Origin of the sequence: Desulfovibrio sp. (assembly GCF_009712225.1) — a bacterium.
Classification (GTDB): domain Bacteria; phylum Desulfobacterota; class Desulfovibrionia; order Desulfovibrionales; family Desulfovibrionaceae; genus Desulfovibrio.
Genome location: NZ_WASP01000007.1, coordinates 53,311 through 67,181, shown reverse-complemented (window position 1 = coordinate 67,181; position 13,871 = coordinate 53,311). Strand labels below are relative to the sequence as shown.

The window sequence follows — 13,871 nt, the reverse complement described above, 5'->3', positions numbered from 1 at the left end:
GCCCCGGCCCCGCCCCCCCCCTCCCCGAAAAGGCCGGTTGCGGATACGGCCCGCACTGGTTACCTTTACGCCATACTGCTGCCTGTTGATGCTGTTGGCATCTGCGCGGCAGCTGGGCTGACATCTGGTCTGGCATCTGGTCTGATATTTGGCCAGGGTCAAAGGCCACCATAAAATACATGTAAAAGCGGCACCGCCGCGGGAGAAAATATGTGGGATCTGGCATGGGTATATGACCCTTCGGCATGGGCCGGTCTGGGCACGCTGATACTGCTTGAAGTGGTGCTTGGCGTGGATAACCTGGTGTTCATATCGATTCTTGTGGGCAAGCTGCCACCGGAAAAGAAACGCCAGGCATTCATGACCGGTCTTGGTCTTGCCCTGCTCATGCGCATGGTACTGCTGGCCTTTATGGCGCGGCTAGTCATGCTCACAGACCCCCTGTTTACGCTGGGCGGGCACGGCTACTCGGCCCGTGACCTCATCCTTATGGCTGGCGGCGTCTTTTTGTTGCTCAAGGGCACCATGGAGCTGCATGACAGGCTTGAGGGCCACGCTGGCAGATTCAATACCGAAGGGCCGCGCGTTAGTTACTGGCAGGTGATTTTTCAGATCATCATACTGGACGCCGTATTTTCGCTCGATTCCATCATTACCTCTGTGGGTATGGTTGACCACGTGTTCATCATGATGCTGGCCGTGGTGGCGGCCATGGTCATCATGGTGCTGGCGGCCGCCCCCCTGCTGGAATTTGTGGAACGCCACCCCACGGTCATTGTGCTCTGCCTTGGTTTTCTGCTGATGATCGGCCTGAGCCTGCTGGCAGACGGCCTTGGCTACCATATCCCCAAGGGCTACATGTACGCGGCCATCGGTTTTTCCGTGGCGGTCGAGGCCTGCAACCAGTGGGCCCTGCGCAGCAGGCGCAGGCGCTACAGCATGCGCGACATGCGTGAATCAACTGCGCGCGTGATTCTCAACCTGCTGGGAGGCGGCGTTCCCGGTGGTGGCGAGGCCCAGCTTGAGGCTGCGGCTCTGGCGGGTGACGCCAACGGGCAGCTTTTTGCCCCCAAGGAAAGGGACATGGTCGCCCGCGTTATCCGCCTGGGCGGCCGCACGGCACGTTTTATCATGATTCCACGCCAGCGTGTGGAGTGGCTCGACAGCAATGCCGACCGCACCACGGCCACCCGGTTTGCTGCGGCCTCACGCCTTGCGTGGCTGCCCGTGCTGCGGCGTGATACCGACGAAGTGCTGGGTGTGGTGCACCCCGGCGACATTCTGCTGCAGGAACAGCAGGGCATAGGCAACAAGGAATGGAACCTGAAGACCTACCTGCGCCCCGCGCCAACAATTTTTGAGCATACCCCGCTGCCGACCATCCTTGAAGATTTTCGTACCCATCCGGCCCCTCTGGCCTTTGTGCGCGACGAATACGGCAGCGTTGTGGGTATCATTACCCCCGCAGAACTGCTGAGCGTGCTTGCCGGGCAGATGGGTGACATGCCCGCTGGCCCAGAGGTATGCCGCAGGCCTGACGGCAGCTGGGTGTTTCCTGGCCGCTTGGCGGTGGATCTGTTTGCCAGCTGGCTTGGGGTAAGCCTGCCGCCGCGCCTTTTCAGCGCCACCCTTGGCGGGTTGATCTTGGAACGGCTGGGCCGCATACCCGAACAGGGCGCGCGCCTGCGCTATCAGGGCTGGGAGCTGGAGATAACCCGCATGGACCGCCGCCGTATCGACGAAGTGAGGGCGGTCAAACTGCTGTTGCCCCACAGCGACAGCCGCAAGAAAAAAAAGTAATCCTGCATCTGTGTAAAACTGGTCTGACATGTTGACAGCTTGCAGGATGCGAGCGTAGGGTTGCCCCATGAGCATGAACACGCATTCTTCTTTCCGCCAGGTAGCGCTGCTATCCATTATGTGCGCCGTAGTAGTACGGTGTCACACTTTGCGCGCGTCTTGAGCAGGGAAGGTCTGAAGGCATATTTAAACCCCGCTGGCGCGAGTCGGCGGGGTTTTTTAGTCCGCACCGCCGCCGACAAGCCCCACCATCGAAAAGGAGTCTTGCGGCGATGTTACGTCTTACGGGAGCAGAACTCACCATCCGCCTGCTGGAAAACCAGGGTGTTACGCACATTGCGGGTATTCCGGGCGGCTTCAATCTTCCCCTTTACGACGCTCTTGGTCGCAGGGGAACAATCCGCCACATTCTCGCCCGGCACGAGCAGGGCGCTGGTTTCATAGCTCAGGGCATGGCCAGGGTAACTGGTCGCCCCGGCGTTATCTTTGCCACATCCGGCCCCGGGGCCACCAACACGCTCACGGCTCTGGCCGATGCGCGCATGGATTCCGTGCCGCTGGTCTGCATCACCGGGCAGGTTCCCCTGAGCATGATCGGTACAGACGCCTTTCAGGAGGTGGACATCTACGGCATGTCCATCCCCGCCACCAAGCACAACTTTATTGTACGCTCCATCGAAGAGCTCTTGCGCGTCATTCCCGAGGCTTTTGCCATTGCCGCAGGCGACCGCCCCGGTCCCGTGCTGGTGGATATTCCTCGTGACGTGCAGGTGGCTGTGGCCGAGCTGCAGGATCTGCCCGTAGCAGGCGGGGCTGCTCCCATGCCCAAGCCCGATGCACAGGCTCTGGCCCGTGCCGCAGAGCTTATGAACCGCGCAGAGCGCCCCCTGCTGTTGCTGGGCGGCGGCACGTCGTCTCCCGAGGCGTCTGAAGCCGTGCTGGCTTTTATGGAAGCACGACGCATACCGGCGGTCATGTCGTTGCGTGGGCTTGGCGCCATACCGCACGGGCACGAGCTGGTCGTGGGCATGCTGGGCATGCACGGGGCGCGGGCCTCCAATCTGCTGGTAGAAGAATGCGACCTGCTCATGGTGGTGGGAGCGCGTCTTGGCGACCGCGCCACCGGCAGGCTGGACAGCTTTTGTCCCAAAACCGGCATTGTACACATTGATATTGATGCCTGCGAAGTGGGCAAGCTGCGCACGCCACAGGTAGGCATTACGGCAGATGCGGCAGATGCCCTCAACGCCCTGTTGCCTCTGCTGCACAGCAACAATCACGAGCCCTGGCTTGAGCGCGTGGCCGCCTGCAAGGCAGAGCACGGCCTGCGTTTTGACCGCACGGACGAGGTGTGCTCTCCCTATGGCATCATCCGGCAGGTGGCGGAGATTCTGGACGGCAAGGGCATTGTGGCCACAGACGTGGGCCAGCACCAGATGCGCGTGGCTCAGGCCTACCCCATGACCCAGCCCCGGCAGTGGCTCACATCGGGCGGGCTTGGAACCATGGGCTTTGGCCTGCCCGCCGCCATTGGCGCTGCGTTGGCAAAGCCTGAAGAAACCGTGGTCTGTTTTTCTGGTGACGGCAGCCTGCTCATGAATATTCAGGAAATGGCCACCGCTGTTGAAAATCAGGCCAACGTCAAGATCATTCTGTGCAACAACGAGGCCCTTGGCCTTGTGCAGCAACAGCAGGATCTGTTCTTTGGGGGCCGCCTGTTTGGTTCGGCCTTTACGGCGGGTACAGACTTTGTGCGCATTGCCCAGGGGTTTGGCATGCCTGCCTACAGCCTGAATAGCGAGAGCGACCCCAGGGCCGTGCTGCAAAAGGCCCTGACAAATCCCGGGCCGTGTCTGCTTGAGGTGCGCATGAGCGCAGAAGAAAAGGTATTTCCCATGGTGCCGCCAGGAGCGGCCAACAGCCAGATGATAGAGGGGGTTAACGCATGAACGGTTCCATGACGAGCGCACTTACGACCTTGCACTTGAGCGTCAACAATCATCCCGGCGTGCTTTCGCACGTGTGCGGCCTCTTTGCTGGCCGCGCCTATAACCTTGAAGGCGTGCTGGTTACGCCCGAGGCCAACGGCGATACCTGCCGCATGTGGCTGGTGGTCAAGGACGACGGGCGCATGGAGCAGATTGTAAAGCAGGTGCGCAAGCTGCACGATGTGCTGGATGTGCAGGTGGGCCATGCAGAGCCCTCGGTATTCAACCGTCTGGCCGGTTGCCTTGAATGCTGAATAAATGCCGGGTGCGCGCATGGGGCGCCACCCGGCTATAGATGACGGATCAGGGCCTGTGCTCCTGGACGGGCTTGCGTTTGATGGACGCGCAATCCGGCCTGGAGCGCGGGCCTTTTTACGGCTCCAGCAGGTTAACCCCGTGTGAACCGTCGTAAGGAACGCGTTCGAACACCTTGCGGCGCGGGGTAAGACTGATGTGGTAATACTGGTTTTGTGGAATGTAGATAAAGGGCACATCTTCATTGCGCTGCCGCAAAAAGAGTGAAAGAAGCACACGGTTGATGGCCTGATGCCCCACAATGATCAGGGGCGCGTCGCCCGCCAGAAAAAGCGCCCGCCGTAGGCCGCGCTGCACCCGTTCGCGCAGCATGGCGTAGCTTTCGCCATTGGGGTAGGCGTATGTGTATTTGCTGGCGTTGCGGCCCAGGGTCACCTCGGGCATACGCTCGCGAATCTCGCTGTACAGCATGCCCTCGCAGTCGCCCGCCCATATTTCGTCAAATTCCTTAAAGGCCATGGCGTGGGCCTCGGGCCGCTCGGTGAGCAGGGGCGTGGCTGTTTCGTGCGAGCGTATGCGCGTTGAGGTAAATACCCATTCAATGGGCTTGTCGCGCAGGTGGGTTGCCAGCGCCTGTGCCTGTGCGCGGCCAGTGGCGGTGAGCGGCGGGTCGCCGCCGATACGGCCACGCAGGTTGAATTCCGTTTGTCCGTGGCGTGCCAGATACAGGCACTGGATCCATACGCTCACAACCATTTCGCGTATGGCGGGATAGTAGGGCGAACTCTCGCAGGGACGTTCGTCCAGAATGCGGTTGGCGGTGGAATCGACCCGCAGCCAGTATTTTTCGTCCTGCAGGGGTTCGTAGATAGTTTCGTAGTAGCTGATGCGCTTCATAAAGCTGGCGAGGGCCGCTTCTTCTGTATACGAGGCGTATTCCGGCAGGGTGGTTTTGCGGCGGATGCAGGCATTGAGCAGCAGCTGGTCTTCGTTGACGCATTCCACAAAGAGCACCGGATGGTCGGTGAGCGTCGTTTCGATCAGGTGCCTGCGGGCGCGGCTCACGTTGGTAGCGTCCAGAATGGCCACCTCGCCTTCGCTGGCCAGCCATTCCCGGGCCTGCTCCATGTTGCGCATGCAGATCATTTCGCGGGCTTCGCGGCCCGTTTGATTGTTGGGGTCGTAAAAATTGGGGTCGGTGGATTCCGCGCCAATAAGCGCCCGTCGCATGTCGCCATTGTTGAAAAGCCTGGCGGAGATGCCTTCGGTCATGAGCCCGTCGCGGATACGCTTTGCCAGCGTGGATTTTCCCCTTGCGGGCAGACCAACCATGGCCACATATAGTTTTTGCATACGACCTCCGTTGCAGCATGGTAGGAGAAAAGCCAGAAAAACGAAAGATCCCGGCACAGTTGGGGGATGCGCTTGCCTGCGAAACCGCTTGGGACTATTATATACCAAACATCTATAACAGCCGGGCACAGCCATGAAAATTGCAAGCATATGCAGAATGTTGGCTACTCGTTCTCACTGGGTCGTGCACAGTGGCTGGTTGGCTGTGCTGGCGGTTGTAATTTGCGCCAATGTTGTCTTTGACTACTTTCAGGTCAAATCTGCCGATTCCCGGCTGCTGGTATTCGAAAACAGTATTGCCGCGAACGTTGTCAAGTTTGAACTTGCCAGCGCGACCTCGCTGATCAATGCGGTGGAGGAACTGGTGACCGGGACGGATTCTCCTGGCTTGCAGTCTGCCCTCTCGCACCCGTCGGGCTCCAATACCCATATGGCTCATAATGCGGGGCCGCTGGACAAAAACCATGCGGCAGAGCTCCTTGGCGCCCTTGCCCGTAGCCACCCCCTTGTGGGAAGCATAAGTCTGGCAAACAGCTCTGGCCTTATTGCCTCCATAGGCAGTGTGGAAAATTCTTCAGACGCTGTCGTATTTACCCGCATCATTCAAATTGAAGACCGTGAGCCACTTACCCTGACGCTTATGCTCAGCAAGGGCTACTGGCAGCAGCATGCCGCCTTCAATTCCAACGAAACTGATACAGCCCTGTACACGGCATCGGGCAAGATGCTGCTGCCCTTTGCCCGCATTACAACGACTGAAGTACAGGAACTTGTCACTGCCATGCGTGGCATGGATACCGATGCAGCATCTTTCGGTGGCGGCTTAGTTCCTATGGGCACTGAAAAACTGAGATTTGTACTGCGTAAGGTTGCGGCCCCCTTTGTTGAAGGCGGCCCGCTGCTTGTCATAACGGTGATGACCGGCAGCGAAACACTTGCCCGCTGGCGCGGCAACATGCTTGTTCAGGTGCTTTGCTGGCTTGCGGCAGCCATTGTTTCCACCATAGTGCTACTGGTTGAAGCCCGGTCACGCCACCAGTTTGAAATGTCGGCGGTAAAGATGCACGAAAGCGTGCAGGCGCGTGACAAGTTCATCAGCGTGCTTATGGAGCACGCACCCATCATGGTTTCGTACTGGGATTCGCAGCGTAAGTGCCGCTATGCCAACAAAATGTACAGGAACTGGTTTGGCAAAAGCGAAACGGAGATTGCGGGTATTGATGTGCGAACCCTGCTGGGCGATGAGCAGTATGAAAAATGCGCATCCCTCATTGATGCCACCCTGCTTGGAGAGTCCCAGCATTTTGAACAGCAGCGCCTGAAGGCCGACGGTAGCCACGGCTATGTGCTTTCACGCTATATACCTGACGCAGACGGGTTTGGGGTAAAGGGATTTTTTGTCATTGCCTCTGACATCACAGAGCTCAAGCTGACCCAGCTGCAACTTGAAAGGCGCATTGAGGATCTGTACTCAATGGCAACCACGGATGCCCTTACCGGGCTCGATAACCGCCGTAATCTGCTGGAAAAGGTGCAGCTCGAGATAGATCGCGCCCTGCGCTACCGGCAGAATGTGGTATTTTTGATGATGGATCTCGACCATTTCAAGATAATTAACGACACATACGGCCACGATGCCGGCGACCGTGTTTTGCAGCGCGTGGGTACCCTATTGCACGAAACCACGCGTACGCCCGACCATGTGGGGCGGCTTGGCGGCGAAGAGTTTGGCATATTGCTGACCGACGTGACAACGCCACAGGCCACGGAGATCGCTGAACAACTGCGCCGAAAAATGGCGGCTCTTGTGGTTTCCTACGGTGATGTGGAGATATGTTTCACAGTAAGCATAGGTGTGGCGGGGTTGTTTGTCCCCGCGGAAAATCCCCTGCTAGACCTGATGAAGCGGGCAGATGCAGCCATGTATCAGGCAAAGAACAGCGGAAGAAACTGTGTGCGCGTGGCTGAAGATCTGGCTGAACCTGGGCTGGTTGAGGGTACTGCACCCAAAGCCTCGTAGCACTTCCCTCTGGGGCTGCGGAAACACGAAAAGGCAGCCCGGTAAAGCAAAAACCGTCTTTGTCGGCCCGTGTAAACGGCCAGACAAAGACGGTTTTGCAGATTATTGCAGCGTACGCGTTAACGCACGATGAGTTTCAAAAAGCGTTTTTTGCCCAGTTTGACCACATATTCACCAGCAGTCAGCGGGGTAATGGCGTCTTCGCAGCGCTCGCCGTCAACGGAAAGCGCGCCTTCTTTCATGAGGCGCTTGGCTTCGCCACGGCTCTTCACAAGGCCAGCCGCTTCAAGAAACACCGGAGGGGTGCTGTCTTCGCCGCAGGCGCAAGTGTGTTCGGGCATGTCATCCGGCACGCCGCCGCCAGCAAATACGGCGTTGAAACCCTGGCGGGCCTCGTCGGCGTCTTTTTCGCTGTGGTAACGGCTCACCATTTCGTGAGCCAGGTTTTCCTTGGCGGCCTTGGGGTGCAGCTCGCCGTTCTGCACAGAAGCCTTGAGTGCTGCGATGTCTTCAAGGCTTTTGGCAGAAAGCAGCTCGTAATAGCGCCACATGAGCTCGTCAGAAATGGCCATGACCTTGCCGAAAATCTGCGAGGGGGCTTCATCGATACCGATGTAGTTGCCGTAAGATTTTGACATCTTGCGCACGCCATCGGTACCCTCAAGCAGGGGCAGGGTCAGGATGCACTGGCTTTCAATGCCATAGTGCGCCTGAAGGGTGCGGCCCACCAGCAGGTTGAACTTCTGGTCGGTACCGCCCATTTCAACGTCGCTCTTGAGAGCAACAGAGTCATAACCCTGACACAGGGGGTACAAAAATTCGTGGATGGAAATGGGACGCTGTTCGCGAAAACGCTTTTCAAAGTCGTCGCGCTCCATCATGCGGGCCACGGTGTAGCTCGAGGCCAGCTTGATAAAGCCGGTGGCGTCCATTTTGCCAAGCCATGCAGAGTTGAAGGCTACCTCGGTCTTTTGCGGATCAAGGATTTTGAAGACCTGCTTTTTGTAGGTCTCTGCGTTGGCGAGCACCTGTTCTTCGGTGAGGGGCGGGCGGGTTTCAGAGCGACCGGAAGGGTCGCCGATGCGGCCCGTGAAGTCGCCGATAAGAAAGATGACATGGTGCCCCAGCTCCTGAAAATGGCGCATCTTGTGCATCACAACCGTGTGCCCAAGGTGCAGGTCGGGAGCGGTGGGGTCAAAACCCACCTTGATGCGCAGCGGTGTGCCGCGTTCAAGCTTTTTGCGCAGTTCTTTTTCGTCAATAAGCTCGGCAATGCCGCGCTTGATGATGGCCATTTGGCGGTCAATATCCGTCATCACCCATACCCCTGTGCTGGCTTCGGTATAATCGCCCGCGCAAAAAATATGCAGCGGCGTAGACCGAAAGTGATACCCCCAAGGCGGCGACAGTGTCAAACTGTGCCGCCAAGAAGTTCACCAGCGCTACATGCTCAGCAGCGCGGCAACCCGGCTGGCGCTCAGGCCGCTGTGCACGGAAAGTGCGCTCATGGGGTTTTGCGAGATCATGTCCATGGTGTCGTTCATCACGCCGTCCACTTCGTCGTCGGCCAGCAGGTTGGGGGCGCTCAGGCTCACCACGTCGTGCGATTGAGCGGTGGGAGCGGTGGTTTCTTCTTTTTCAATGCTGGGAAAGGCGAAGGAATTTGAAGAGTTGATTCCCGAAATATTCATGGCGACATCCTTTATGTTGATGACCCTCAGGGGGGTCAAATTTTCCGCATAGCGGCATGGTTGCCATGAAAGATGCAAAAAAGAGGCCACAAGCAGGATAATGCTGATTGCGGCCATACTCTGCAACAGGCGGAGCCTGAGGGAAATTATGTCTGCCCGGAGGGCCTGTTTCAGGCAGAATTTTCCGAATCCTGCAACTGGTCGGGGTAGTGCAGGAGACACTGGCGCAGCCGGGGGGATCCACCACGCACATTGAGCCAGTGCAGGCGGGTGCGGCGGGCGTTCCAGTCCAGTTCTTCCTGAAAGCGCAACCTCACGGCAACGCCTTCGCTTTCCACCGTTTTGCCAAAGCCCGCCCGTTTGGCAAGAAATACGTAGGGCGGAATCGTTGCGGGCAGTATGTTGGGGTGCAGAAAAAACAGATAGGTGGCATCGCCGCCAAAGGGGGGCATGGCCAGTTCCTCTGGCATGCAGATGCACGCACCGCCCTCTGAAATGTCAATGATGCGTGTGTGCGGCGCGCTTTCCTTGCTGTAGGTGCCAAGCATGGTGCGCAGGTCGTGGCAGGTGTCGGGTCGCGCCGGGGCAAGCAGCACGCTCGACATGCGGTTGTATTCGTCGCACCAAGGTATTCTTTTGCCGCTGCGCAACTGCCGTACCGTCACATGGCGCGAAAAACGCATGCCCAGGTACACAAGCTCTCCGGCTGGCCCCACTACGGTTTCAAGTATGCTGGCGGTGCCGTGTACTCCAACCCGCGCAGCGGTGTCTTCTGATATCTGGCGTCTGATGCTGAAGTAGAATGTGCCGTTGCCCACCTCCGCCTTGGGGTTGAGGGGGTGGAGTGTCATTGCACGCACGAAGAACTGGGCTTCCCTGCCGCTTACTTCACGCAACAGGCCTTCCAGTTTCATGCATGCAGGCTCGCCATTAAAAGCGAAGCAGCATTCCAGATGTATGTTGGCTCCACTGTCCTGAGCGCCTAGAAGCAACTCGTGGCAGTTTGAATTCCAGAGGCAGAATGAAGCGTCAGAAGACATACTTAGCCTTGTCAGATAGATTGAACATATAGATTATATAAGTCGCTATTTTATGTCAAAAAATTATTGGCATTTTCTATAATTGGAGCATATTTTTTGAGGAAAATTTATGTTTATATTGTAGTAGGATACGTAATTAATATCGATAGTGTAAGATTATCATTATCGGATTTTGGAAAGTGCTGGAATGAATAATTTTTTTTATAGACCTTGAAGGCAATATATACCTGCCCGGTATGGCAGGGTAAAGCCCCAACTTGCGCCAGAAAAAAGGGCCGCTTCATGTGAAGCGGCCCTTTTTAAGATCCAACCAGAACAAACCGGCATATCTTCTATCCACCATGTGGATTGCCTGACGCGGGCGTGGAAGACATGTGCGTCTCCGGCTTATATCTAGCCTTCTTTTTTAACCTTGGACTTGGTCATGGCCAGGCCAATACCTTCAAACAGTTCGAAGATGGCAAAGCCGTACCACAGGGTGTAAAGCACGTAGAACACCAGCATGGCAGCCATCAGCAGCACATGCTCGGACACCTTGGCCGCGGTAACACTGTAGAAGTTGTTACCCGGTTCCAGAGCGCGGCGCAGCACATGGTCAACCACCTGCGACTCGTTAATCAGGCGCTGCTTTTGCAGTTCCTTGATGCTGGGCGAAAGCGTGTACCACCATGCGGCGGCCACTTTAAGGGCGTTTTCGCCGCCGTACTTCTGCGAAACCTTGGCGGTGTCGTTGTTGTACAGGGCATCGGCATCGTCGGTGACAGAGGCAAGTATCTTGCCCAGGTCGCCGGTAAAGGTAACCTTGCCGTCGGTGGCCGATACATCGGTAGCACCGGCCTGCTGCAATGCCATGGCGGCAATAGGAGCAAGAGCGGCTTTCTTGAGTTTTACGGAAATCGTCACAACCTTACCATCGACACTCTGCACGTTTTTGCGAACGCCGGGGATAAAGTATGAGGAGCCCTTGGAAAGTTCGTTAAACACGTTATCAGCGTATTCCAGGCCGGTTACGTGCTTGCCGTTTTCGTCGCGCATGATGGGCATGAGCAGAGCGACAAACAGAACCAGGAACGAAATGAGCATCAAGCTGCCCCGGAAAAAGGGGGCTTTGGCGTGAATAAGCATAATCAGGCCTCCCCTCTGAGCTTGCCGAGGTTGAAGAAGAACTTGCTGAACACCCAAATGCCGAAGAAGGCAACAACAACCCAGAAGACCACGTTGCCCACGTCTTCAATGATACCCACAACACTGGGCGACCAGTTCAGCACTTCAAGCTCCACGAGCTTCTTGGGCAGGGTGGCGGCGCGGTTGATAAAGCCAGCGATGATCGAGATGGCATAAAAACCGCGAATATGGATGCCCTTGACCACCTTGGTGGTCAACGCGCCAACCTGGATGCCCAGCAGCGAGCCCAGCAGCATGCCGATGGCCAGGGTGTAGAACACATAGCCGTAAATGGCGTACTGGCCGATGGATGCAAAACCGGCGGTGAAGATGATCTGCAGAATGTCCGTACCAACGGTGGTCATGGAGGACACGCCGAAGATGTACACAAACATGGGGAAGGTGACGAAGCCGCCGCCCACGCCCATGATGGCGGCCAGAAGGCCCACGATAACGCCGCCAGCGGCGACGATCCAGCCGGAGATGCGGCGGCCGCCAGGCACGAGGTCTTCGTCAAAGCTGATCATGGGGGGCACGGCCAGAGCCTGCAGCTTCATGGCCACGCCAGTCATGCCAGCGCTGCCGCCGTGTGCGTCCTGATTGGCAGCGGCACCGCCGCGCGAGCTTTTCAGGAAGTCAAACAGCGCATAAAAGCCCAAAAAGCCCAGCAGCACGGCATAGATGGTGCTGATGAACAGTTCGGAAAGCAGGGGGTCGGCATTGTACAGGCCCTTGTTGATGGCGCCGCCAATAACCGTACCCACGCCAGAGCCCACCAGGAAGGCGATGGCCAGCTTGGTGGAGACGTTGCCCAGCTTTTTGTGCACCGTAGTGCCCATGATGGCCTTGGCGAAAATGTGGAACAAGTCAGTGCCCACCGCCAGGATGCCCTTAACGCCTGCGGCCATAAGGGCGGGCGTGATGATAAAACCACCGCCAGCACCGATACACCCGGTGATCAGACCGGCTGCAAGGCCCACTGCAATAGATGCAAGAAAGATTGTGTTGGTGTAGAACGCCGGAGCATAGGCGGTCTTGCCGCCCAGCATTTCATGATACTCATAGGCTTCGGCCAGGCAGCCTGCCAGGATGGGCAGTGCAAGAGCCAGAAGAATAAGCATCTTCTTCCTGTTTTTGAGAATGGAAGTGGATACTTCCAAATCCCATTTGGCGTAAGCCTGGGAGCTGCTCAGCAGAAATTCATACACCTGTCTGCCAAAACTCATACTCTCCTCCAATACGATTGTTCCGGCCAAAGGCCGAGGTCGTGGCCCCAAACAAACAAACCGATTAAGGCAATGCCGTGTGTCGCGTCATACACACAGCTGGGTTCTGTCAGTAGATATGTCTGAAATTTTTGTATTTTTCTCAAATTTCTCCAGCTTGTAACATGCTGTACCAAGTCACTCTGACATATTCGCTGGAATTTGTAAAAGAAATTTATCACGAGCGCCAGCGCTCAGGGTAAAATTATCTGAAAATCGTCCCATCATTAGCCAGTTTTTTGGTATGTCAGAATGCTCAATGACCACCGCTGGATATGAAAAAGCGCTCCCGCGCAATACTGTGGGGGGCGCTTTTTTGCCTTGGTTGTGAAATATTGGGCAGATTATTTTTTTGTCAAACCTTCGCTCTGCCCAAATATCACCAGCTCCATCCAGTCCAGCCCAAAATCAAGGGCTGCCTCATCGCCTTTCTGGCTGTCTTCCAGAATGGCAGCCTTGCGTTCCTCGGTGATGTTCACATGAGAGAACACGCGCATGTTTGTGATGAGTTCACGGAATTTGTCGAGCTGGAACAGACAAAGCACTAGCATGGTTACCAGCTTGGGTTCAAGTGGTTTTCCCGTCGCCCGAACCATGGCCATAAGGCGCATGTAGCGGTCATTTGAGGCGTTGAATGGCAGCAGTTCTTCGTTCTCGAGCCACTGGCGCGGTGTGCGCACCGTGCCTTTTTCAAAGCCGAGGCAGTGCGGTTCGCGCACCACAAAGAAGCGCTCCGAAATTCCGTCGGCCGCCATCTTGGTGCCGCGCCCAAGGGGGTAGTAGCGGCATGCACCGGGGCGGTCTTCGTACACCGAGCAGCCTGCGGGGGTCACAAATGGGCAGGGTTCGTCCGGCCCGTCGAGCATGCGCAGCATGGGCAGGGGAAAACCCGTGTCGGGAAAAGACCGCAGGGTGGTGAAGGTTGCAAGAAATTCTTCGCTGCCAAGGCCCAAGTTACGGCGCAGGCGCAGTACGTCGTAGGGCGTGAGGGGCAGGGTGAGTTCGGCGCAGCACCGGTTAAAACAGGGCACATCAGGGTTGCAGTCAAAGCAGAAGGTTTCGCCGGGCTGCAGTTCTGGTAGGCTTTCGAGCAGTTCGCGGCTGGCGTCAGAGGACATGGGAACTCCTGGTTGCGTGCCCGTGGCGCGGCGGCGCGGGGCGGGGGAAAACAGTAATGCCCGCCGCGCGGGCAAAAGACGGCCCGCTTGCGCAGGCCGCCTTGCCGTATGGATATGTGCAGTTTTACAGTATTGACGGGCTGTTATGTCGTTGGGCAGTGTTTGCCCTGTCAGGCC

Annotated in this window: 11 protein-coding genes; 4 read left to right on the top strand and 7 right to left on the bottom strand. The window is 57.2% G+C overall.

Features of this window, described 5'->3' with window-relative positions; all coding sequences use genetic code 11:
• Positions 1-210 precede the first annotated feature (210 nt).
• The 3 genes from F8N36_RS10025 to ilvN all read left to right on the top strand — a co-directional run bounded on the left by F8N36_RS10025 (position 211) and on the right by ilvN (position 4,042).
• Positions 211-1,800, top strand: coding sequence for a transporter associated domain-containing protein (locus F8N36_RS10025; protein WP_291332672.1), 1,590 nt, complete (start codon positions 211-213; stop codon positions 1,798-1,800).
• Positions 1,801-2,072: 272 nt separating this feature from the next.
• Positions 2,073-3,749 carry an acetolactate synthase large subunit gene (gene ilvB / locus F8N36_RS10020; protein WP_291332671.1) on the top strand — a complete coding sequence of 559 codons (1,677 nt, stop codon included), beginning with the start codon at positions 2,073-2,075 and terminating at the stop codon, positions 3,747-3,749.
• Positions 3,746-4,042 (top strand): acetolactate synthase small subunit, encoded by a 297-nt coding sequence (gene ilvN / locus F8N36_RS10015; RefSeq protein WP_291332670.1) that lies wholly within the window; start codon positions 3,746-3,748, stop codon positions 4,040-4,042. The genes ilvB and ilvN overlap by 4 nt, the downstream gene beginning before the upstream one ends.
• Positions 4,043-4,160: 118 nt before the next feature.
• On the opposite strand, the gene F8N36_RS10010 is transcribed toward ilvN, so the two are convergent.
• On the bottom strand, positions 4,161-5,396 hold the full coding sequence (locus tag F8N36_RS10010; RefSeq protein WP_291332669.1) for a 6-phosphofructo-2-kinase/fructose-2,6-bisphosphatase: 1,236 nt from the start codon (positions 5,394-5,396) through the stop codon (positions 4,161-4,163).
• A gap of 157 nt (positions 5,397-5,553) precedes the next feature.
• Between F8N36_RS10010 and F8N36_RS10005 the strand changes: the two genes are divergently transcribed.
• Entirely contained in the window at positions 5,554-7,416 is a 1,863-nt protein-coding gene (locus tag F8N36_RS10005) for a GGDEF domain-containing protein (RefSeq protein WP_291332668.1), read from the top strand.
• A gap of 119 nt (positions 7,417-7,535) precedes the next feature.
• On the opposite strand, the gene tyrS is transcribed toward F8N36_RS10005, so the two are convergent.
• The 6 genes from tyrS to F8N36_RS09975 all read right to left on the bottom strand — a co-directional run bounded on the left by tyrS (position 7,536) and on the right by F8N36_RS09975 (position 13,694).
• A complete protein-coding gene (gene tyrS, locus F8N36_RS10000; protein ID WP_291332667.1) occupies positions 7,536-8,732 on the bottom strand; it encodes a tyrosine--tRNA ligase in 1,197 nt (398 codons plus the stop codon).
• A gap of 126 nt (positions 8,733-8,858) precedes the next feature.
• Positions 8,859-9,107, bottom strand: coding sequence for a hypothetical protein (locus tag F8N36_RS09995; RefSeq protein ID WP_291332666.1), 249 nt, complete (start codon positions 9,105-9,107; stop codon positions 8,859-8,861).
• A 170-nt stretch (positions 9,108-9,277) separates the two neighbouring features.
• Entirely contained in the window at positions 9,278-10,021 is a 744-nt protein-coding gene (locus F8N36_RS09990; protein ID WP_291332665.1) for a hypothetical protein, read from the bottom strand.
• A gap of 519 nt (positions 10,022-10,540) precedes the next feature.
• On the bottom strand, positions 10,541-11,230 hold the full coding sequence (locus F8N36_RS09985) for a hypothetical protein (protein ID WP_291332664.1): 690 nt from the start codon (positions 11,228-11,230) through the stop codon (positions 10,541-10,543).
• Between the two features lie 44 nt (positions 11,231-11,274).
• Positions 11,275-12,537, bottom strand: a complete 1,263-nt coding sequence (locus F8N36_RS09980; protein WP_291332663.1) for a sulfite exporter TauE/SafE family protein — start codon at positions 12,535-12,537, stop codon at positions 11,275-11,277.
• Between the two features lie 383 nt (positions 12,538-12,920).
• Positions 12,921-13,694 carry a YkgJ family cysteine cluster protein gene (locus F8N36_RS09975; protein ID WP_291332662.1) on the bottom strand — a complete coding sequence of 258 codons (774 nt, stop codon included), beginning with the start codon at positions 13,692-13,694 and terminating at the stop codon, positions 12,921-12,923.
• Between the last annotated feature and the right edge of the window lie 177 nt (positions 13,695-13,871).